Consider the following 20,755-nt stretch of genomic DNA (forward strand, 5'->3'; position numbering starts at 1 on the left):
CACACCGAGCTTTCCACTTTGATTGATGAACCAATTTTGACCGAAACTCATCAGACGCACTATCATCTCGAACAGGTGTACTTTTTGAAGAGTTAAGTCAATTCTGCGCGCTGCTGCGCCTGCATAATGGGTTCGAATACACTACGATTGGAAAGAGCAAAATGGGTCGAACCTGACAGTTTTGCCGCCTCTTTTAAACGACTAATGAGGACACGTTCGTCAGTCTTTCCAGACGAACTTATCGACAGCGTTGGTGACCACGCGAACAAATTTGGGTGCATGTAATTTGGAAGTTGCTGATGAAGATACCGCTCTGCATCCAAGGCTATCTGTAAGCTCGCCGTCATTACGACCAGGGCGATGCAGTCGCGGTTATTTTTATGGATGACGGAGACCGCTGCACGTTCGATGCCTGGATAAGTCAATGCTAACTGCCGGATTTCTCCTAAATGAATGCGACGCCCGTTGATTTTGACCTCGTCATCATTCCGCCCTTGAAACACGACATTGCCGTGCTCATCAAAACAGCAGATGTCGCCAGTCCGGTAATAACGAATGCCGTCCACCGCCACGATAACACGTTCGTTTTCGTCCGGTTGATCAAAATAACCACGCATTACCTGCTTACCACCGACCCACAACTCGCCGTTTTCGCCCGGCTCATGCACTTCCTTGCCCGCCGACATGATCTTGATGACCACGCCGCGCAACGGCTTGCCAATCGGGTAGGCCGTCTTTCGTTCGTTGTCGATGACGTCAATCTGATGTGTCAGGCAAACAATGGTTGCCTCAGTCGGGCCATAGGCATTGATGATGCGGATGTTCGGCAAACGCGACTTCCAAAGATTAATCACCCCTGGATCGCAAACCTCGGCTCCGGTCATGACCATTTCAATATGCGCGAAATTTTCCGGCGTAATGTGCTTGCCTTCTTCGGTAATCAAGGTAAGCAACGTCGATACAGCGATCAAGTGCGTGATTTTTTCCCGGATCAGTATCGATCGCATGATCGTGCCGGCGTGCATTTGCCTGAACTGGTAAACGAATGCGCCTAGCGATAGGGGCAGCAGCGTATCTTCGATGGAGACGTCGAAGTGGAAGGGCGATAAGCTGAATACACGCGAATCCGGCGTAAACCGCAATACCTGATTGTGATTCCCGAAATAGGCCGTCAAGCTATCAGCCGTGATCTCTACGCCCTTCGGCTCGCCTGTCGATCCCGACGTGAAGATTATATAGGCCGGGTCGCCGGCAGTGTGTGCAACCGTACGAAACTGCATTGCAGGCCCGGCAAGCAGCTTCCTCAAACAAGTGCGGTCGAGCCACATCTCCTGCGGCGCCAACGCTGGCTGTTCTAGGAGCGCTATAATCATGCTCGGCTGAAGTCGCTCAAGCAGCTTGCTTAGGCGAGCTTGGGGTTGCGCGCCGTCAAGCGGCACATAGACCGCGCCGCACTTCCAGATTGCCGAGGCCAAGATTGGCATCAGCGCAGATTTCTCCGCCAGCACGGCGACGCGGGAGCCTGCAACGACGCCATGGTCCTGCAGCCACTTAGCAATCGTTTGCGCGTGCTGCTCGAGTTCGGAAAATGTGTAACCATCCGTACCGTCGGAAACCGCAGGTTTGGCAGGGGAATTTCCCGCAGGCATGCAAAACAAGTCGCCCAATGCGGGCGCCTTCGTCGACTTGAATGCGGGATCAATAGACCAGGGTGGCAAAAGCACGTTCATAAGTACAGGACTTCCTTGTTGTCTCATTGACTCGATGGACACGGATGGTCTTTTATCCAAAGCCCAGTCATTGGTTGCCCAATAAAAAATACGTTATATAGCGATACTGCGGGCCGGGGATCGATTGATCAGCAACCGATAGTTTATTCGATTTAACGTGAAAAATGACAACCAACCAACCCACCAATCAAAGGTGATTAAATTTTTCATCTATTTCGCCGCCCGGAAAAATTCGTGCTCGACAATCATGCTTCATCTCTCGATGAAACCGTGCGAAAGAATCGTAGCTTAGGCTTTTGGGTCGCCCCCATGCGCTGGTAGAAACCGATGCCCAGTTGGTTGTCTGGAGGAGTTTGCCATTGAACTTGGCCAATATTTCGCTTGCGGCAAAATACGTCCAGACAGCTAAAGAAGCGCCGCCCGATACCATAACCTCGGTATTCATCTTCAATGTACAGGCAGTCCATGTGAGAAAATCGCGCGGCATCCCACGTCGAATAATCTATTGTGACTGTCATGAAACCGCACACGCGTCCGTTGGCTTCTGCCACCCAGCCGAACAGCTCAGGGGATGTGGAGAACAATGCCTCGGCCCAGCGTTCTAACTGGTCATCCTCCAGCCAAATGGCCCCCTCGTATTCAGCGTGACGACGACATAGGCGCAGCAACTGAGGAAGATCAGCCTTACTTATCGATCTGACGTCGACATCCATGCTTACACCCAACCCTTATAAGTGCTTTGCAGATAGGCTTCAGGATCGCCGGCTGGCTGCCGAACTTCCCCACGGGGGTCGTTCAACATCGTTCGCACCCAAGAATCGCGTTCAAACTTCATGATTTCAAGTTCCCACACACAGGCGATGATTCCGGTTTCCGCGAGCGACTCGACATTCGTGAACTTGCGACTGTCGACAACGCACTTATAGACCCGGTGCTGCAGCATGTTTGCGTCGATCCACTGACTCAGCAAGAGATAGTCTCCGTCGAGGGCAAAATGGACGATCGCAAAACCGAGCCCATGATCGGCAGGTTCTGCCGGAGCTTCAGTCACCTCGGCGATGCGAGATACCAATTCATCCTGAGTAGGAAACCAGGCAACTTTATTGGAGTCCGAAAATACGCCATAGACCTTGTATTTCCGCTCATTGGCTGACACAACCGGATACGATTGGACAAGCCGCGGCACATACTTCATCGTGTTCATGCAGGCTCCAACTGACGATCCGCCTGCACAACTGGTGCGTGAAGCAGCGTCTTGAGTTCGAGCATCATATCGGGGCACAACGGGCCTATCATGTCAGCGAACAGAGCCCAGTAGCACCGCCTTAGTGCCAAGCTGTCATTAGAGGCGAGTGTTTCGAATACGCCCAAGGCGTTGATTGCCATGTTCGAGATCGAAAACTCCTCGAGCGATGCAGCGGCCTGCCATTTTTGATGAGCAGCTTCGATGTCGGGAGCTTGATATTCGACAAGATCGCCACTGCTGACGAAAGCTTGCGAGAAATCGCAGTGATAGGAATCGACGATGCGGTCATACACCTCGCAGCGCCACTGCTCGAACTCGGCGCGATCAAAATTTTCGGTCGCATTTTCTGGTGCGCAGATGGCGGTGAACAGTCGAATCGAGTCGGCAGGATGCTGACCAACAAGCTCTCTGATCCATACTGCATGGCCGCGACTGGTCGAAAAATCTTCGCCGTCCAGCTTCAGAAACTGGTTGGTCAGACAGACGCCTGGCTTAGGCGCCTCCTGGTCTATACACTGCAAGGCCGCGTAACCGAGCGCGTGACTATAAGAGCAGTCAAACCCCAGGAAGTGAACCAATTGCGTATCCTTGTTCCACCAGTCGGAAAATTGTCCGCAATCGGACTGACCTTCAAGGTATTCCTTCAACGTTGCCCGATAACCTGATAACCCCATGAACCAGGTGTGGATAGGCTGTCCAAGCAACTCCTCAACGTTGTCAAGCTGAAGGCCGGCGTCGCCTGGACGTGTAATGCCCCAAGTCGTGTTTTCGTCGACCAGCATTTCATCGAGGTAGGTGCGCAATGCCGGGCGCATAGGAGCATGCTGGTAGTGCTCACGCAAATTCGGGAAATTCTTCCCAAGCTGCCAAACCCAGCGTTCGACCGTACTCGGCTCCATTTGACGCTGGCAAATCATGCAGGTCATGTGGTCAATACAATCGATATCCGGCGCGCGCGCGCATTCCTCGCACTGGCTTGCATCGGAAGAGGCGCCGCACCAATTGCAGTGCGTGCGACCGAGGCCTTCGTAGCCATAGACGCAGCAGGAACTGCAGTGGAAGACTTTGGTCGCTTTCTTCTGCAACTGCCCGGCCTGCTTGACGAGCTGATAGTAGTGATTCGCGCTTTCTGCGAATGCATTACTTTCGGCGGCCTGCAGAAAACGATCGCATTCAATGTTGATCATTTCGAGGGAAAGTTGGATTTGTTTGCTATTGAGCTTTCCGAGCACAAATCGATCGCGCCGTAGCTGACGTGCTTTTCGCAACATATAACTTTGGTAGTCGTCGGAGTAGCACAGCAGCAGTACATCATGCCCTTGTTGTTTCAACATCCTGGCGCAGACATCGGCGGCGAGGAAGGGGCCAGAGAGGTGGCCCAGATGCAAGTCGCCGTTGGGAGTCGGCGGGGTAATCGTGACAATGAATTTCCTTTTCATTTTATCTCGCTTCAGCTGATGTAATCGAACACTCGCCAAACTTATCCAACATGGAATGGCACTTCTGTACCGCAGCCATCTTAACGGCCTTTACTGATGCACACCAAGTTTCCTTTTGCAGTTTCCAATACAGCCTCGCAAGAACGTCGTGATTCTAAGCGCATCTGGCGCTGTAATAGCCGCAAGAATTTAGAAATGTTCGAAGCAATCACACAATGGTCAAATGTCGTCATTTTTTGTAAGACATTCGCTCTTAACGGTGTAAGCGTTTGTACGAAGCCCCCTGTGCAACCAACACCCTGAGCTCCCGGAGAAGCAGGAACCACTAAGACAAACGCGACCAACCTTCATTCACTCGCACGACTCGATTGTTTAGCTGATTCATATCCAAGCGTCACCTAATATAGATGTATCACAAAAAACACAATTAGGCATTGAATGGCGCGAGCGAACGGCCAATAGCGCTTATGCATCCACTCGTTAACGCACTAAAATGATGCATTTCCGATACGGCGCGCCTCTTTATATCGCACGACTCTTTTCAATCCGCGTCCGGCAACAGCTTCTGCATTCCAACCGTGTAAAAAAGACCAGGATCCAATATTGCTGTGTTGTAAAAGGTGGTGTAGATTGCTGCCCACGTAATACCTAAACGTAATAAGGATATTCCAGCCAGCTCGGCATTACCGACTTGCCGGAAAAGGATTTTCACCATGCGCGACGTCTTGCACAGTGACGTGCTGTCCGCCGATCTGCTGGCGGAAGTGTGCCGTCTCTCGCTTCAGTTTATTGCTGATACCCATAGCGCCAAAGTCGTCGATACCCGCACAAGGGTTCGATCGACTCATCCACAACTTCCCGAGACTGGCATTGGCAGCCTGGCAGCCCTGACCTTCTATTGGGAGCACTATGGGGCCTGCCACGCGCGTAGCACCGGACCGCGCTACTTGGGGTTCGTGACTGGGGGAACAACCCCCGCAGCATTGGCTGGTGACTGGCTTGTATCGATATTGGACCAGAACGTGGCGACAGAGCGGCACTCCATTGCCGCCTATATAGAGGCGCAAGCCCTGGCCTTCATCACTGACCTGCTGGATCTCCCCGCCGGTCTGTTCCAAGGGCTGCTGACGACCGGGGCAACGGCCGCCAACCTCGTCGGCCTCGCGACAGCCCGGGAATGGTGCGGCGAACGTGAAGGCGTCAGCATCGCCCAAGAGGGTTTACACGCCGCAGGTCCTATTACAGTGTTCACTGCCGCCCCCCATTCGAGCATCATCAAAGGCTTGGGCGTACTGGGACTGGGGCAGCGCAACATCGTCAAGGTTACTTGTCTGCCAGAACGCGAAGTGTACGACTTGCAAGCGCTACAGCAAGCCCTGGAGATGTGCCCGACCCAGGGCCGAGTGGTTGTCGCCAGCGCTGGTACCGTCAACACCGGCGACTTTGACAACTTGATCGCCATTTCGCAGCTGTGCCAGCAGCATGGCGCCTGGTTGCACGTCGACGCAGCTTTCGGCGCGTTCGCACGCTGCTCCCCTACGTATGCACATTGGGCCGGGGGTTTGGAACTGGCTGACTCCATTACGGCGGATGCGCATAAATGGCTCAATGTACCCTACGACTGCGGTATTGCATTAAGCCGCCACATCGCGCTGCAAGAACGTGCCTTCGGCGCTGACGCCCCCTATGTTCCGATGGAGGGCGATTTACCCGCATTCATGAATCGCGGCATTGAACAGTCGCGACGCTATCGTGCCCTTCCCGTGTGGATGACACTGATGGCGTATGGAAGGAGCGGCTACCGCGACATGATCACGCGCCACTGCGACTACATCCAGCGTATTGCCCGATGGATCAACGCCAGTCGCCATTATGAATTGCTATGTGAGGTGCGGCTTAACCTGCTGGTGTTTCGCCATTGCAGTGAAGACAAACCTCAAGAATGCGAACAACTCAATAGAAGAGTGTTGCGACGTCTTAATAACAGCGGCGAATTGTATATCACGCCAACGGTTTACAACGGTACCTTCGCGCTACGGCTCTGTATCAGTAATTGGATGACCGATACGCATGACATTGAGCGGATAACGGTAGCGCTGGAGAGCTGCGCTGAAATTCTTGCCACCGTTTAGTCGCTTCTTGATCACCCTCACAAGGATAGTCTTATGCCCACACTTTCAGTAACGGAACGTGCCCCGGCGACCGGGTTGTTCGGCCTCTTTTGTCTTGCCAGTTATTTGCTGTCCATGTCCTATGGCATGACGTTCCTGTTGGCAATGATGCTCAAAGCCCACGGCGGCAGCGAATCGGATGCCGGAACCGTCATTTCCGTCGCAATGATCAGCACCTTTATCGCGGTGATTTTCTCCGGACACCTGACCGACCTCATTGGCGCGTCCAAGGCCATTGCCGGCGGGGCGTTGCTGTTGGCGGTGGCGTGTACCGGCTTTGCTTGCGTAAGCTCGTTCGGCACAACATTGCGGGTATTTGGCCTGGTGCTGGGGTTTGGCTGGGGAATTTTCTACACCCTTGGGCCGATCATCGTTGCCATGATCATCGAGCCTACACGTCGGGTGAAATACTTCGCCCTGCTCTCGGGCAGCATGATGAGCGGGATCGGTACGGGCCCGCTGGTGGGCAGAGCAGCAATGGCGGCCGGCCATGCCGTTGAATCAGCATTCTTGGTCGCGGCCGCGGCCAGCCTGCTCGGCGGCGTCCTATTCTTCCTAATTGCCCCCGGAATCAAGCGCCAACAGGCTACGCTGGGCCCTGTATCGGTGTGCAAAATCACCGCGCAGGCGGCAAGCTCGGTATTACGCTCCAAGGCGGTATTCGCGATAATCATGGTCGGCCTTGGGGGCGCCATATTCGGCGGGCTGTCCAGCTTCCAGACCTCCTATGCTGCCCTGCATCACCTGGATTACTCGCTGTTTTTCCTCGGTTTCATGTGCGCAGCCATCTCCTGCCGCTTGCTGATCGCGGGGATAATCACCAAACTTGACCCTTACCTGATGGCCTGCGTGCTGACGGCATTGATGGTAATTTCAGTATTGATGTTCATGTTCTCGGTCCGTTCACCTGGCACTTATTTGCTGGCGGCAGTCATATTGGGCGTGGGCTATGGCCTGACCTATTCAGTCATCAACGGACTGGCGGCCAACGAAGCACCCACCGGACAAACATCTCAATCCCTGCTGCTATTTAGCCTTTCCTATTTTGTCGGTGTTTTCGGCTTTCCACTGCTGGCCGGCAAGATAATTGTTAGTGAGGGAATGCCAGCCTTGCTATCGACAGTCTTGTTCGTGGCCTTGGTCAATTGGTTAATTACCCTCGCACGCCTGGTATGGCGGCGCGCGGCAGCCGGCGTCGTGGCGTGACCAGGCTGATGATAACGGCAGTTTAGTAAGGACCGCAGCATACCTAACTGATCAAGAGAAGTTACTGTTAACCGCCGGGCTCATTGCCCAGCGCAGACAGCTACTGTTGGCACAGACGTGCCTCCCCGCATAACCTCAAGGATGTGAGTATTATGTCGACCGTAATTAATTCAACAGCAGCCGTTTACGAAACCGTGGGTGATGGCGTAGAGGCCAGTAATGCCGCCTGGAGTTTCGGTGGTTCGACCCCACAACACTTCGACTCGCATGTGTCCAAGTCGGTCCCCAAGTACCGGGACGGTCACGATATCGTTCTTTCACTTAGTGACTTCTTCGTAAAAAACGACAGTGTCTGCTATGAACTGGGCAGCTCCACCGGCGCGTTGACCCGGCAACTGGCGCAACGCCACGGCGCTTCGGGCAAATGGGTTGGTATTGATGTCGAAGCGGCCATGACTCGCCAAGCCGAGTTGCAACTCAGCGCGGCGCCGCTTGCCAATGTCACCTTCATGACGGATGACATATTGACCTTTGACTATGAAAAAAGCGATTTCATTGTTGCCTATTACACCGTGCAGTTTGTTCACCCGCGTGTACGTCAAGCGTTATTCGACCGCATTTACCAATCCCTCAATTGGGGCGGTGCATTCATCATGTTCGAAAAAGTTCGCGGGCCTGACGCTCGGTTCCAGGACATTCTCAGCAGCTTGTACGTTGACTACAAGCGGGAGCAGGGTTACAGCGCTGACGAAATCCTTGCCAAGACACGTAGCCTGAAAGGAGTACTTGAACCCTTCTCCTCTGCGGGCAACCTGGAGATGCTGGCCCGTGCCGGTTTCAAGGACGTTACCAGCATCTTCAAGTACATCTGTTTTGAAGGCTTTTTCTGTATCAAATGACAGGAACGTCAGCATGCACAACGCTATTGAAGAACATTACCTGCGGCTGCTGAACATGCCCGCCCACTTTCGCGCGCAGCCAATGGATTGCGAGCTGTGTGACTCCACTGACAATTCGGTCATGCTCTCCAACATTCACGGGCCTGGTGACCAACCCGTTGAGTTACCGGTACTCGGCTGCCAGGAATGCGGGCATATTTTTCAGCAGTACCGTTTTGACGAAGCGTTTTACCAGGCGTACTACGACAAGTTCTACCGCCTCACCCTGTTCGGTGATACCGAACCGGAACGTGCTTTCTTCGTCGACCAGGTTCGACGCGGCGAACACCTGTATCAGTACCTGCACGACTGGCTACCTGCCCAGGGAAAGCTCCTGGATGTCGGCTGTTCGGCCGGGGGCCTGATGATTCCCTTCGCCAAACGTGGCTGGTCGGTACGGGGCAATGACCCTGACCGCGCCTACGTGGAATACGGGAAAAAAGTTGGGCTCACGATCGACCTGGTGGGCGCTGAGCACATGGACGAGCACGGCGATTACGATCTGATCATCATCAATGGGTCGCTGGAACATGTGCATGATGTCAATCGGGTGATGCAGCGCTGTCGCCTGGCAAGCGCGGACGACGGATTGCTGCTGATAGAAGGTCGGGCCCTGGGATACGGCCTGGAACAAGGGTTCCTGACCCATAACCACCGCCGTTACTTGAGTGCCACGAGCATCGAGTACCTCATGTGCCGTCATGGCTGGGAACCTGTCCACACCACCCACAGCCCCGTCTGCGGGCCGACCCGCCCCGGCGCGGTCTTCGTCCTGGGGCGGGCCTGCGCCGCACCTGACCCTGGCTTGCTGGAACGCATTAAGGCCCAAGGGCGCGCCGCATTGCACGAGCATTATCAGCCAGCCTTGCATGCGCAGCAGGTCCGGCCATGAGCAGCTCAACCTTACCAGCCGCCGCATCCTGCACAGCTGTTTTCCCCTTGTTGAGGGAGGACCTAGTGATTACTGCGCCGCACCCTGAGGCCCCCAGCGGGCGCTATACGGTCTATGACCCTGCTTCGGATCTTGGTTTTGAACTGGGCAAGGCCGAATATGCCCTCGCGGCGCTTTTTGATGGCCGGCGCAGCCACGAGGATATTGCGCAGGCAGCATTGACGCAGCATCGAATCAAGGTCTGCATCGAAAAGCTGCAGCAATTTGAACGCAAACTGCTGCACCTTAATCTGCTGCATCGCGAGCGCACGCCCCAAGCCAAGGCATTGCGCGATCCCGCCACGGGGATTACCTATGGTCCGCTCAAAGAGTACCTGCTGATCAACCTGGTAAAAGCCAACCCCCAGCCGCTCCTTGATCAACTCTACCGCCTGGCGCCATGGTGCTGCAGCGCCCTGTTCCTGATGCCGCTGCTGTTGATCGCCCTGGGTAGTTTCGTCTACCTGGGCCTGCACAGCGCGTCGTTCATGACAGACGCCGCGGCGACCTATATCCATAGCTATAAGTGGCTGATCTGGCATTTCCCAGTGATATTGACCTCCATCGCCCTGCATGAACTGGGGCACGCCATGGCGTGCCGACACTATGGCGTCAAGGTCAATGATTTCGGAATCGGTATCTACCTGCTGCTGGCGACGGGCTGGGTAAGACCCGTGCAAAACCAATGGTCACGGTTACCACTCAAGCACCGGGTCATCACCATACTGGCCGGGCCGCTGCTCAGCTTGTTATACGCCGGTGTGGGGGTGCTGCTCTGGGTGCTGCTGCGCAGTGAACATCCTACTGCCGTAGCGCTTCCCATTGTGATGATCGTGGCTTCGTTCATCTCACTGGTACCGACGCTGTTGCCAATCTTCAATGGCGATACCTACCTGGCGATCACAGAACTGCTAAGCCAGCCACGCCTTCGCCAACGTGCCTTCAACTATGTCAGAAGCCGCAGGCGAACGACCGAGGCCGAGCAAGTGTCACCGGCGGTGCGCCGACTGTACTGGGCAACTGTGCTTCTCACGTGCCTGGGCTGGCTCATAGCCTGGAGTTTCACTGCCAACACCTTGATCCGTCTTTTCAACCACCCCTGAGGAAAATGCCATGACACAAGCCACCTTGAAACCCGAAGCCGACCAATCCCGTGATGATGTTCAATCCCCGACAACCGACAGCACCATGGATAGCCAGGAGCACGCCATGTTCGAGGAGTTCGATCTAGACGACATCGAAATCATCGAGAGCAAGGTTTTTGCCTGATCCTCGATAGCGCTGCGCCCGGCATGAGGCCGGGCGTACTGTCCGCCTCTTAGCGATGAGAACCTACATGGCTCGATTCACCAAGCCCAGCCCCATTGGCGTGGGCATCCAATACAACCCCGAAATCCTCGACTGGTTTCCATTCGAGGACATCGAAGTCGATGTATTGGAAATCCTGCTGGACAATATCATGGCGCCCATGGATGGCCCGCAGATCATCAAGCCTGCTGCCCAGGAAATCATTGAGCGTCTGTCGCGCAAATTCACCTTGCTGGCCCATTCCAACTACGGCTGTGACTTCGGCTTCAGCCCACTGGCACAAACCGCTGCCGTGCAGCGTCATGTTCCACTGGCCAAGATGATCAATAGCCCATGGGTAGCCAACCATTGCTTTTATGGCGACAACTCCTGGCTGGATATCTGGAGTAGTCCGCTGCAGTTTTCACAGGCTGAAGCGGTGCGCTGCGCGCAGCGCGCAAGCGAATTGCAGGATTGCTACGGCATGCCCCTGGCGCATGAGAATGCTGCCTACTATCTGCAGTGCCCGGGCGCGGAGATGCGCGAGGCCGAGTTTCTTGCGCGCCTGGTCGAGCGGTCGGGCACCTTCATTCATCTGGATTTGCACAATATCTACACCAACCACCTGAACCTGAAGCATTTCGACCTGCGCGACTATATGGACACCTTGCCGTTGGACCGGGTCATCTCGGTTCACCTTGCCGGCGGTAGTTGGCATGACGGGCTTTACCACGACTGGCACGACTCCAGCGTCCCCGAACCGGTGTGGGACCTGTACGAAGACTTGCTATCCCGGGCGACCCCCTCGGCAATCATCCTGGAATACCAGGGCCAGGCCCACCACGCCATGACCCGGGTGATGAACGCCGAAGACGAGCACATGATCGTCGCGGATGTACGCCGCGCGCAAAAAATCTGGAAGCACTACACCCCGTCCGTACAGGAGCTGGCACATGGACGCTGAACAGGTCTGGACACTCTGGCGGCGCTTGCTACGCGACGAAGGGCTACAACAGCAACTATTCCAGGCCCAACGCGCCACTGAGTGGCTACAAGGTTTCCCAGAGCACGAACGTGTGATCCTGGCCGCCTACGCCAATGAATTCGAACGGGTGAAATGGTTTGTCGAGAACTACCAGTTCCGCCTGGTCAACTCGTTCATCAACGCACTGGAAACCGGGGCGCCACTGACGTTGCGCGCCCTACTCAACCTGGAATTGGACATTGCGCAGCTGTCCAGGGCATTCCTGCGCGAACAGGCATGGTTTGACTACGGGCCGCGAGTTTATACCTATTGCGATGCGGCGCTGGAGTTCCTGCTCAAGCACCCGGAATTGCAGGGGCTGCCACAGGTACAGGACCTGGTCAGGTTGGAACGCGAGTGCGTAGCGCTCTACAGGGGGCTGGTCACGCCCGGGCCGATCGAGCCAGGTCATTACCAGCGCGCGCCGAGCGCACGCCTGTACCGAAGCAGCCACGCCCTTTCCGATTGGTTGCGAGACAAGAGCCAGCTGGGCCGCGGCAGCCTGCCAGCGGCCTGTGAGCATATTCTGATTTACCTACCGCAACCCCATGCTCGCCACAAGTTCACGCTACTGAGCCCCCGGGCGGCAGAGCTGTACCAATGGCTGGAGTGCCCAAGGCTGCCTTTCACTTTCGCCCAACAACCAGCCGGCAACGATGGCCTTCAACCCGGCCAAACCGATCTGGCACTGTTGGGAAAGCTGCACCAATTCAATGCGATAAGGATCCCGGGTTAGAACATGGAAAGTTCACAGTACTTCTGGCTGCGCTCGACAGGTTTCCCGATCCACCCACTGACACAGCTGGGTCGCTTCAGCGCGTTGCCGCTGTGCAGCCACGCTGAACAGGACTACCGGGCCCTGTGCGCAGTGCAAAAGCATCTGCTGCAGAGAGCTGGTGATTTTTCGCCCCAAGCGTGCCGCAAGCTCATTCGCAAGTTGACTGAAAACCACCCCATTCAAACCTCGGACTTGCCGGATGCGCTACGAGGACCGATGGCTGATCAGCTATCCCGCTGGAATGAATTACTGGCGCGCGTCGAGGCGCGTGAGCCAGCCCAACGGCAATACCAGGACTACCTGGAGAGTGCCCGCCAGGACCTGATCACCTTTCTGGACGACGATGCCATTTCCGAGGCCCTGTTCATTTCCAACCCGGCAGCCCATACCCGGATCCGCGAGTTGATCAGGGACCGTCACGGCAAGACCGACAGCCGCAAGAAGCAGAAACTGCGCCTGGGCTGGAGCTACACCCAGCGCTTCTGCGCCAAGAACGACACTTCAAGCTTTTTTGGTCCGTTGGCCTGGGGCCAGTTCGACAACGCGCAAGAAGAAAACATCCGCCTCACCCAAGGCGAGGGCTCCTGGATCAAGGACCGCCAGACCTGGTTTGAAAGTTGGGCAGTGCAACGTTTGCTGGAGCAGGTCAATCTGCAATGCCCCCACACCGAGCTGATGCCGCTCAAACTCAACCAAGGGTGCTACCTGCAAGCCCAGACTCTGTACCTGCCGATTGAAAAAAAACGTTCGGTCGATGCGCTCACTGCAAACGTTCTGGCTTATGTAAGCAATCCCCAGCCTAACCTGCCGACTTTTTCAGGCCTGTTGAGGGCCATGCCCGAGGCAGATCCTGCAACCCTGGCACATTTGATCGAGCATCTGGTGAAGCAGCGTATCCTGCGCCGTGGCTGGCATGTATCCCCGCGCGAAAGCCGCCCCATTGAAGCGCTACAGCGCTGCGTGGCAGTGCCAGGCATGGATGAATCGTTCGCGCGTCCATGGAACGCCAGGCTGCAAGCGCTTGAGGCCGCACGCCAGGCTTACTCGCAGGGCGCCCTGATGCAGCGTGTCGATGCCCTGGAAACCATGAACGCATTGCTGCGCGAGGCCGGGGTAGATGTGAGCCGTGAAGCAGGGGCCATGTATGTCGGACGTTATCCTGTCTATGAAGACTGCGCCAGGAATGTTCAGTTGACCCTGGGCAAGGACATGCTCGACCAGATCAATGAGCAACTGGCGCCGCTGATGCGCATCCACCAATGGCTGGTCAAGGCCATCGCGCAGCAACTTCATGCCGCGTTCACCCAGACATGGGAACAACTTGAAGAGGCGGCCCCGGGTAACCCAGTCGACTTCCTGCACTGGCTGCACATGTTTTCCCCGCAGCTGCCCCTGGTACAAACTCGCATCATCGCCAGCCTTGAGCAACGCCTGGAACAGGCATGGGACAAGGTACTGGAGCCATTCTCGGGCCAGCGCGAGGTACGCCTGTCCCCGGCCCATGTCGACAGCCTGTTGAACGAACTTCATAAAGCGCAGGACGTAACTGGTTTCGAAGTATTCGGCAGCGAATACCACTCCCCCGACTTCCTGCTCTCCAGTGCCTCGGTGGAAGCGATAAACCAAGGGCGATACGAAATCATCATCGGAGAAGTACATCCAGCCGTGCACACCTTGAGCCAGCCGGTGGCTGCACCGTTCAGTCCTTTCAACGCTCAGATCAATGAACAGGTGGCGGCGCTGTTCCAGCGGCCTCGCCTGATGCTCGCCGATTCCCCGGACAGCTATCAGCGCTCCCATATCGACTGGCCGTTACAGCCCTACTACCTGCAGTTGGTGTTGCCTTCAGGGGGGGGGTGCGTGCCCGCTACACAGCAATTCGCAGCTGGGCGAGCGAAAATACGGCGTATCGCCGGCCGTCTGCAGGTGGTCGATGTGTCAGGCCAATTTGAGGAAGACCTGATGTGCGTCTACGCAACACCACTGCATCAGTTGGCCTTCGCGCTGGCGGGTAGCACTGTGGCCAAGACCGATAAACGACGCATCTGGCTGGGCCGTACACTGTACAAACGCGCCTCGTGGTTGTTCAGCTCCGATCAGTTGCCTAAACCCACTGCCTCCATCGACGAACTGGACCATGTGCTGCAATGGCGCGCCTGGGCTGAAGAACAGGGCCTGCCCCGCTACGCCTTCATCAAGATAGACACTGAACCCAAACCGCAATTCATCGACTTTGAAAATCCGCTGTCGCTGGACGGGATAACGAATGCGCTGAATAAGGCCGGCCAAGTCAAATTCTCGGAAATGCGGCCAGGCCCCGACGAATTGTGGCTGGCGGAAAACCGTGGGGCATTCTGCGCAGAATTGCGCACCACCTTCACCTGCAACGGGACTATCGCCGATGGGAAATGAAAATGCCGGGACGCTCGCAGGAGACCCCCAAAGTGCAAAACAGTCCTTCCTCTATCTGTTCCTCACCATATTCGTGCCCTTCGGGTTGGGCCATTTTGTTTCCTACCTGTTTCGAACCGTCAATGCGCTAATCTACGTCGACCTGGGGAATGAACTACACCTGCCTGCCAGTAGTCTGGGGCTGCTGACAGGCGTGTACTTCCTGACCTTCGCGGCGGCGCAGATTCCACTGGGGGTGATGCTTGATCGCTATGGGCCTCGCAGCGTACAGGCCCCCATGTTGCTGTTTGCCGTGCTGGGGTCACTGATCTTCAGCTTTGCCCATTCCGAAATGGGCTTGATAATTGGACGCGGGTTGATCGGGCTGGGCGTTGCCGGGTCATTGATGAGCGCGATCAAGGCTTGCACCATATGGCTGCCGGTGGAGCGGCTGCCTCTCACAACGGCCTGCCTGCTGTCAGTTGGCGGGCTGGGTGCCATGGCGTCCACCACCCCTCTGCATGAGCTGATGAAGTGGACTACCTGGCGTGAAGCCTTCCTCATCCTGGCTTTACTGACCTTGACCGTGTGCTTGATCATCCACATCAGCGTGCCCCGCACCTACAAGCCCAAACCCACGACGCTGGCCGAAATGTCGGCAGCCGTCGGAGCGCTATATTCCTCCTGGGTGTTCTGGCGCCTGGCGTTGTACTCCGTGTTCGCCCATGCCATCTATATGTCGGTACTTTCATTGTGGATGGGGCCCTGGCTTAAGGATGTGGGCCAGGTGGGTGAAGCCGGCATGGCGAGCACCCTACTATGGGGAACGGTGGCCATGGTGGCGGGCTCCCTGGCGTTCGGTACGATCACTGACTACCTTCGGCGGTTTGGGGTACAGCCGATCATGGTATGCGGGACGGGCGTGGCAATCTTCATTGGCTTTCAGATCCTGATGATCAGCGGGCTGCCGGTTTCCCCCCTGGTAATTGCCGTGGGCTTCAGCTTTTTCGGCACCTCTACCACCATGAACTACGCCATCGTTGCTCAGTCCGTCCCCCCCGAGTTGGCAGGTCGCGTCAGTTCCTCTTTCAATCTGGTGGTGTTTGTGCTCGCCTTTGCGCTTCAGTGGCTAATGGGTGAAATCCTGAACGCGTGGCCCAGTACTGATCTGGGGCACCCGGCAATCGCTTACCAATGGACACTGGGTTGCATGATCGCCCTGCAAATACCTGGCATATTGCTATGGCTCTGTTTCAAACCTTGGAAATTGAAACGAGGCTAATAAACCAGATTCTGAACACTCATCCGCAAATGGGGCGGCTAATGATTGGCCAGATATGCAAGTCTGGCATCATTTAAACGACCAAATATCGGGGCAGACTTTAGGACACCGGAAGCTCTGAGCAACCATAACGAAAGCAAAATCGTCTAAATCACCGGCGACCCACGCGCCAACAACTTAGGCTCGGCGCAAGAAGTGCACGACCGGGGCAGTGTCATCCGCATTGGCGAGCTATGATTGAGCAAAAACTGGCTGGACAAACCTTCGACCTCAAGGTGGGCCGTTTTCAGTCACCGATGAACTTGCCGTAGAAGATTGCGTGCTTCAGAACCTGACCTTCTGCTATTCGCGCCGTGGGAACTATTTGGACAGCATCTGTAACGGCCCCATCAGCCAATGGGGTGCGCGCCTGCGTTACCTCCTCAACAACAAATTGTATGTGCAGCGGCGCGTCCAACGTCAACCCATCCAACCTGAAAAACGACAACGGCCTTAAGCTGTAAACCCGTGCCACCACGGGCACGCTGGTACCGGTCGAGCTGGTGTGGAAACTGCTGGTAAATCCTCAGCCGGGCGAATATCGCGTGGACTACTACCCTGTCGCCGACTAAAGCCACCAGGCACATGCTAACTGGAAGAAGCGCTCCACCAGATGTAACCAGGATGGCGAAGTAGGTGTGAAATGCACTTGGTAGCGCGGATGTAATCTGAACCGCAGAGATCATTACGCTCCAGCACCGCCGTGACCTGATCACACCGCAGCGTCCAAAAGCACGCCTGAATGCTCTTCTCCCCGAAGGACCCCATGCCCGCCACAGACCAGTCCAGATCAAACACCGCACACCAAGACGCCCACAATCGCGCCTGCAACTGAGCCTCCCCATACACCGCCTGTAGCGCTTCAAAGTCAAGCGCGTCCTCCTCCGAGTCAGCCACATACCAGCGATTCAGGACGTAATGCCACAGGTCGAAACGGTACGGTACCAGGTCCCCGGCGGACACGGCCAATTGCAACACAATCGTATCATCAAGCCCCTCCAAGTCCTCTGCATGCGGCATGCCACGCTCCGGCTCGCGCCGAATCCAACTCCTCCAGGGCGACAAAGCCCGGTGCGGGCGGTTCAATGCCGGCGCCCGTCACACCGCTCCTCATCCATGCATAGGCCCGCTGAAATAGCGGATCGCTATCAGCCTTATCGCGCGGACAGGTCAGAGTACCCGTGGTTTGGAGGCGCTGCCAAACCAGGCGCTCCATGACGATCCAGCACGTAATCTCGCCCCTGATCGCAAGCCGGCTTTGGGCTGCCTGAATGAGTGATTGACACCGAGAAAGTGCAGGTGGGGCAAAAAGTGGAGGCAAAGTTCTGATGATAGGTCAAACGGCTAGGCATAAAAAAATCCAGTCACCGCTAAGTAACTGGATTTTCTTAAGAAATATGGTCGGGACGAAGTGATTCGAACACTCGACCCCTAGCACCCAATACTAGGGGTAGCGAGTTTTATCTACAGCCGAGAGGTGAACGCCATCCTCCGCAGCAGGGCGTCATCCACCTAACGCCAATGTATTCCATAGCGCTCTGCACCCAAAATTCGGGCAAGCAAGCTTCGTATTTTAGGGTTTCCCAGCAGGCAAAAAGACCAATATGAATCGCGTCCCAGCCCTAGCGCCCCACATTAGGAGACCAAGGATGAACACCGTTTTCCTGCTGATGGCCCAATACGAAGGCAAAGCTATCATTCCGCTCAGCGCCGTCTGCGCTGACTACCTCACCCATCTCACGATAGAGATCTTTCAACGCAAGGTACTGGCAGGGCAGATCAAGATCCCCATCACCCGCCTCGAGCCAAGCCAGAAGAGCGCCAAAGGCATCCATATTACAGATCTGGCCAATTACTTGGATGAGCAAAGAGAAGCCGCGCTCAAGGAGTGCCGTCAACTCAACGGTGTTTTCGTCTTGGCGCGACGTTGACCGCGCCCCTCGAACCTAGCTCTACAGGCGACTTGATCATCCTCTCGATCCATTCCCACTCCAGCCAAACATCACCGCAACGCTTGAGGTGCGTGTAACGTCGCATCGAGTTCCAATCGCGGTGTCCAGAGACCGAAGCTACCCGCGGGATGTCCCACTCCATTTCAAAGAGCCGGCTGACACCTTCATGCCTCAAGTCATGGAAGTGCAGGTCTGCAATGCCTAGGAATTTGCATGCTCGTGTCCAGGAGGCGGAGATGGAATCCGGGTTGTACGGGAATATTTCCGCGCATTTCCTCGGCATGCTTTGTAGGATTTCCCACGCAGGATATGGAATGTGGCACCAAACATTATTGCCAATTTTCTGCCCTGGGTTCTTCATGTCTCGGACGAGTATCCGGTGCTCCTCCTCATCCAGATCCGCCCACCGGATACGCGTGATTTCATCCTGGCGGCGGGTTGAGAACATGGCGAATCCCAACACCTCGATCATGTTGATCGAAGTAGGTCTTATTTTCTGACCAGCGCTGAAATGCTGGAGTAGTTTCTGCAACTCATCCTTGGTCGGTCGGCGCGCGCGCTCCTGACTTTTCATGTCATAGCCGAGCTTTTTCAGGACCTTTCTGGCGTCAGCCATTGCGTGCTGGTCAACTTGATAGCCCCAGGCAGGCTTCGCAACCGAGAGCACAGCCCCAAGATGAGCCATATCGTTCGCTGCGGTCTGCGGTTGGACATCTCCGCCAGCCTTGCTCATCCGCCAAAGCGCGTACTCGACCAGACGCTGACAATTGATCTGCGAATCAACTACCTGACCCAGAGTGGTCAGCGAGATCGCTTTCAGAGTTGCGCGCTTAGTCTTCCCTAATGGGCGGGCCTTTTCGACCTCTTGCAAGTAGCGATCGATAATCTCGGCCAGCGGGATACCGACCCTGTTTGCCTTTTCGATCGCGTCAGGCTCGTAGAGCTCTGCCTCACGTCGTCGAATCCAGGCTTGTGCGGCCTGTTTTCATACGAACGACTGGGTCTCTTGGTAGACTTGCGCCCCATCACGCTTGATGCGGATCTGAGCTGTGTAGCGAACGGTACCGTCCGCCAATTTTCTCACTCGAATAGTAGCCATGGCAAAAGTGGTAAGAGTCGATGTCGAAGTGGTAAATCTTACCACCGACCTCGAAAAAACGCCCGAAAACGCCCGAAAATGGTAAAGAATACGCAGACCAAAATGTCATTAAAAACAGACTCAACCCCAGCAAACACAGGGCCTGAGCCCTCAAGACGCTTCAGCGTTGCACCCATGATGGACTGGACAGACCGCCACTGCCGCTTCTTCCTGCGCCTGCTCTCCGCCAACGCCCTGCTCTACACCGAGATGGTCACCACCGGCGCCCTGCTCAACGGCGACGCCGCGCGTTTCCTGCGCCACGACGACACCGAGCATCCGCTGGCGCTGCAACTGGGTGGCAGCACGCCGGCAGACCTGGCGGCGTGCGCGCGCCTGGCGCAGGAGGCCGGGTATGACGAGGTGAACCTGAACGTCGGGTGCCCCAGTGACCGCGTGCAGAACAACATGATCGGCGCGTGCCTGATGGGGCACCCGGCGTTGGTGGCCGATTGCGTGAAGGCGATGCGCGATGCGGTGTCGATTCCAGTGACGGTGAAGCACCGCATCGGTATCAATGGCCGCGACAGTTATGCCGAGCTGTGCGATTTCGTTGGCCAGGTGCGTGAGGCCGGGTGCCGCAGTTTTACCGTGCATGCGCGCATCGCGATCCTGGAGGGCCTGTCGCCCAAGGAGAACCGTGATATTCCGCCGCTGCGCTATGACGTGGCGGCGCAGCTGAAGGCTGATTTTCCGGATCTGGAAATCGTGCTGAACGGCGGCATCAAGACCATGGCCGAGTGCCAGGCGCATCTGAATACGTTCGACGGGGTAATGCTGGGCCGCGAGGCGTATCACAACCCGTACCTGCTGGCGACAGTGGACCAGGAGCTGTTCGGCAGCACGGCGCCGGTGATTTCCCGTGCCGAAACGCTGGCGAAGATGCGCCCCTATATCGCCCGGCATATCGAGGAAGGTGGCGCGATGCACCACGTGACCCGGCATATCCTCGGCCTGGGCCAGGGCTTCCCGGGGGCGCGCAAGTTCCGCCAGTTGTTGTCGGTGGATATTCACAAGACCAAGGATTCGCTGGGGTTGCTGGACCAGGCGGGTATGTTGCTCGAAGGTCGCTGATGCCCTGTAGCAGCGGCCGCCAGGCCGCGTCATGGACGTTGCGCACGTGACGCAGCCTTCGGCAGCTGCTACGGGGAACCGTTGCGGCCTTTTGGGGCTCTAAACGGCAGTCTTCTTCCACCCGGTGGC

Annotated in this window: 17 protein-coding genes and 2 pseudogenes; 12 read left to right on the top strand and 7 right to left on the bottom strand. The window is 56.2% G+C overall.

Translation table 11 applies throughout. The features are described from left to right. Positions 1-92 precede the first annotated feature (92 nt). The 5 genes from AC0Z2B_RS18615 to AC0Z2B_RS18635 all read right to left on the bottom strand — a co-directional run bounded on the left by AC0Z2B_RS18615 (position 93) and on the right by AC0Z2B_RS18635 (position 5,130). The gene (locus AC0Z2B_RS18615) at positions 93-1,730 is read right to left on the bottom strand and encodes an amino acid adenylation domain-containing protein (protein ID WP_476298604.1); all 1,638 of its coding nucleotides are present in this window, start codon (positions 1,728-1,730) and stop codon (positions 93-95) included. Between the two features lie 245 nt (positions 1,731-1,975). Further along, complete coding sequence (locus tag AC0Z2B_RS18620; RefSeq protein ID WP_476298605.1) at positions 1,976-2,443, bottom strand: N-acetyltransferase family protein; 468 nt, start codon at positions 2,441-2,443, stop codon at positions 1,976-1,978. Between the two features lie 2 nt (positions 2,444-2,445). Then, complete coding sequence (locus AC0Z2B_RS18625; RefSeq protein ID WP_476298607.1) at positions 2,446-2,934, bottom strand: hypothetical protein; 489 nt, start codon at positions 2,932-2,934, stop codon at positions 2,446-2,448. After that, positions 2,931-4,454, bottom strand: a complete 1,524-nt coding sequence (locus AC0Z2B_RS18630; RefSeq protein ID WP_476298609.1) for a methionine--tRNA ligase — start codon at positions 4,452-4,454, stop codon at positions 2,931-2,933. Before AC0Z2B_RS18630 ends, AC0Z2B_RS18625 begins: the two co-directional genes overlap by 4 nt. Before the next feature lie 502 nt (positions 4,455-4,956). Beyond that, entirely contained in the window at positions 4,957-5,130 is a 174-nt protein-coding gene (locus AC0Z2B_RS18635; protein WP_476298610.1) for a hypothetical protein, read from the bottom strand. On the opposite strand from AC0Z2B_RS18635, the gene AC0Z2B_RS18640 reads away from it, so the two are divergent. The 10 genes from AC0Z2B_RS18640 to AC0Z2B_RS18685 all read left to right on the top strand — a co-directional run bounded on the left by AC0Z2B_RS18640 (position 5,129) and on the right by AC0Z2B_RS18685 (position 16,423). After that, positions 5,129-6,547, top strand: a complete 1,419-nt coding sequence (locus tag AC0Z2B_RS18640; protein ID WP_476298612.1) for a pyridoxal phosphate-dependent decarboxylase family protein — start codon at positions 5,129-5,131, stop codon at positions 6,545-6,547. The genes AC0Z2B_RS18635 and AC0Z2B_RS18640 overlap by 2 nt on opposite strands. Before the next feature lie 33 nt (positions 6,548-6,580). After that, positions 6,581-7,792, top strand: a complete 1,212-nt coding sequence (locus AC0Z2B_RS18645) for an MFS transporter (protein WP_476298613.1) — start codon at positions 6,581-6,583, stop codon at positions 7,790-7,792. Between the two features lie 152 nt (positions 7,793-7,944). Continuing rightward, positions 7,945-8,691, top strand: a complete 747-nt coding sequence (locus AC0Z2B_RS18650) for a methyltransferase domain-containing protein (RefSeq protein ID WP_476298615.1) — start codon at positions 7,945-7,947, stop codon at positions 8,689-8,691. Positions 8,692-8,704: 13 nt separating this feature from the next. Next, on the top strand, positions 8,705-9,622 hold the full coding sequence (locus tag AC0Z2B_RS18655) for a class I SAM-dependent methyltransferase (protein WP_476298616.1): 918 nt from the start codon (positions 8,705-8,707) through the stop codon (positions 9,620-9,622). Continuing rightward, positions 9,619-10,764, top strand: a complete 1,146-nt coding sequence (locus AC0Z2B_RS18660; protein ID WP_476298618.1) for a M50 family metallopeptidase — start codon at positions 9,619-9,621, stop codon at positions 10,762-10,764. Before AC0Z2B_RS18655 ends, AC0Z2B_RS18660 begins: the two co-directional genes overlap by 4 nt. Positions 10,765-10,774: 10 nt before the next feature. Beyond that, positions 10,775-10,930, top strand: a complete 156-nt coding sequence (tglA, locus tag AC0Z2B_RS18665; protein WP_476298620.1) for a 3-thiaglutamate biosynthesis pearlin carrier peptide TglA — start codon at positions 10,775-10,777, stop codon at positions 10,928-10,930. 67 nt (positions 10,931-10,997) lie between these two features. Next, positions 10,998-11,912 (top strand): MbnB/TglH/ChrH family RiPP precursor modification enzyme, encoded by a 915-nt coding sequence (locus tag AC0Z2B_RS18670; protein ID WP_476298622.1) that lies wholly within the window; start codon positions 10,998-11,000, stop codon positions 11,910-11,912. After that, positions 11,902-12,708: a hypothetical protein gene (locus AC0Z2B_RS18675; RefSeq protein ID WP_476298624.1), complete on the top strand. Its 807-nt coding sequence runs from the start codon at positions 11,902-11,904 to the stop codon at positions 12,706-12,708. Before AC0Z2B_RS18670 ends, AC0Z2B_RS18675 begins: the two co-directional genes overlap by 11 nt. 3 nt (positions 12,709-12,711) lie before the next feature. After that, positions 12,712-15,162 carry a lantibiotic dehydratase gene (locus AC0Z2B_RS18680; RefSeq protein ID WP_476298626.1) on the top strand — a complete coding sequence of 817 codons (2,451 nt, stop codon included), beginning with the start codon at positions 12,712-12,714 and terminating at the stop codon, positions 15,160-15,162. Continuing rightward, positions 15,152-16,423 (top strand): MFS transporter, encoded by a 1,272-nt coding sequence (locus AC0Z2B_RS18685; RefSeq protein WP_476298628.1) that lies wholly within the window; start codon positions 15,152-15,154, stop codon positions 16,421-16,423. The genes AC0Z2B_RS18680 and AC0Z2B_RS18685 overlap by 11 nt, the downstream gene beginning before the upstream one ends. A gap of 804 nt (positions 16,424-17,227) precedes the next feature. Here the strand turns inward: AC0Z2B_RS18685 and AC0Z2B_RS18690 are convergent. Further along, positions 17,228-17,482: pseudogene (locus tag AC0Z2B_RS18690) on the bottom strand (DUF3841 domain-containing protein); the annotation flags it as partial. A gap of 629 nt (positions 17,483-18,111) precedes the next feature. On the opposite strand from AC0Z2B_RS18690, the gene AC0Z2B_RS18695 reads away from it, so the two are divergent. Further along, on the top strand, positions 18,112-18,393 hold the full coding sequence (locus AC0Z2B_RS18695; protein ID WP_476298630.1) for a pyocin activator PrtN family protein: 282 nt from the start codon (positions 18,112-18,114) through the stop codon (positions 18,391-18,393). Here the strand turns inward: AC0Z2B_RS18695 and AC0Z2B_RS18700 are convergent. Continuing rightward, a pseudogene (locus AC0Z2B_RS18700) lies at positions 18,362-19,513 on the bottom strand (tyrosine-type recombinase/integrase). The gene AC0Z2B_RS18695 and the pseudogene AC0Z2B_RS18700 sit on opposite strands and share 32 nt — an antisense overlap. Positions 19,514-19,615: 102 nt before the next feature. Here AC0Z2B_RS18700 and dusA point away from each other — a divergent pair. After that, on the top strand, positions 19,616-20,626 hold the full coding sequence (dusA, locus tag AC0Z2B_RS18705) for a tRNA dihydrouridine(20/20a) synthase DusA (protein ID WP_476298632.1): 1,011 nt from the start codon (positions 19,616-19,618) through the stop codon (positions 20,624-20,626). The last annotated feature ends 129 nt before the right edge of the window (positions 20,627-20,755 follow it).

Source organism: Pseudomonas sp. GYB4201, from assembly GCF_056312595.1.

Bases quoted from the DNA above. Each gene is read 5' to 3' on its own strand.
- AC0Z2B_RS18615 (WP_476298604.1), bottom strand. From the start codon at position 1,730: ATGAACGTGCTTTTGCCACCCTGGTCTATTGATCCCGCATTCAAGTCG.
- AC0Z2B_RS18620 (WP_476298605.1), bottom strand. From the start codon at position 2,443: ATGGATGTCGACGTCAGATCGATAAGTAAGGCTGATCTTCCTCAGTTG.
- AC0Z2B_RS18625 (WP_476298607.1), bottom strand. From the start codon at position 2,934: ATGAACACGATGAAGTATGTGCCGCGGCTTGTCCAATCGTATCCGGTT.
- AC0Z2B_RS18640 (WP_476298612.1), top strand. From the start codon at position 5,129: ATGCGCGACGTCTTGCACAGTGACGTGCTGTCCGCCGATCTGCTGGCG.
- AC0Z2B_RS18635 (WP_476298610.1), bottom strand. From the start codon at position 5,130: ATGGTGAAAATCCTTTTCCGGCAAGTCGGTAATGCCGAGCTGGCTGGA.
- AC0Z2B_RS18645 (WP_476298613.1), top strand. From the start codon at position 6,581: ATGCCCACACTTTCAGTAACGGAACGTGCCCCGGCGACCGGGTTGTTC.
- AC0Z2B_RS18650 (WP_476298615.1), top strand. From the start codon at position 7,945: ATGTCGACCGTAATTAATTCAACAGCAGCCGTTTACGAAACCGTGGGT.
- AC0Z2B_RS18655 (WP_476298616.1), top strand. From the start codon at position 8,705: ATGCACAACGCTATTGAAGAACATTACCTGCGGCTGCTGAACATGCCC.
- AC0Z2B_RS18660 (WP_476298618.1), top strand. From the start codon at position 9,619: ATGAGCAGCTCAACCTTACCAGCCGCCGCATCCTGCACAGCTGTTTTC.
- tglA (WP_476298620.1), top strand. From the start codon at position 10,775: ATGACACAAGCCACCTTGAAACCCGAAGCCGACCAATCCCGTGATGAT.
- AC0Z2B_RS18670 (WP_476298622.1), top strand. From the start codon at position 10,998: ATGGCTCGATTCACCAAGCCCAGCCCCATTGGCGTGGGCATCCAATAC.
- AC0Z2B_RS18675 (WP_476298624.1), top strand. From the start codon at position 11,902: ATGGACGCTGAACAGGTCTGGACACTCTGGCGGCGCTTGCTACGCGAC.
- AC0Z2B_RS18680 (WP_476298626.1), top strand. From the start codon at position 12,712: ATGGAAAGTTCACAGTACTTCTGGCTGCGCTCGACAGGTTTCCCGATC.
- AC0Z2B_RS18685 (WP_476298628.1), top strand. From the start codon at position 15,152: ATGGGAAATGAAAATGCCGGGACGCTCGCAGGAGACCCCCAAAGTGCA.
- AC0Z2B_RS18695 (WP_476298630.1), top strand. From the start codon at position 18,112: ATGAACACCGTTTTCCTGCTGATGGCCCAATACGAAGGCAAAGCTATC.
- dusA (WP_476298632.1), top strand. From the start codon at position 19,616: ATGTCATTAAAAACAGACTCAACCCCAGCAAACACAGGGCCTGAGCCC.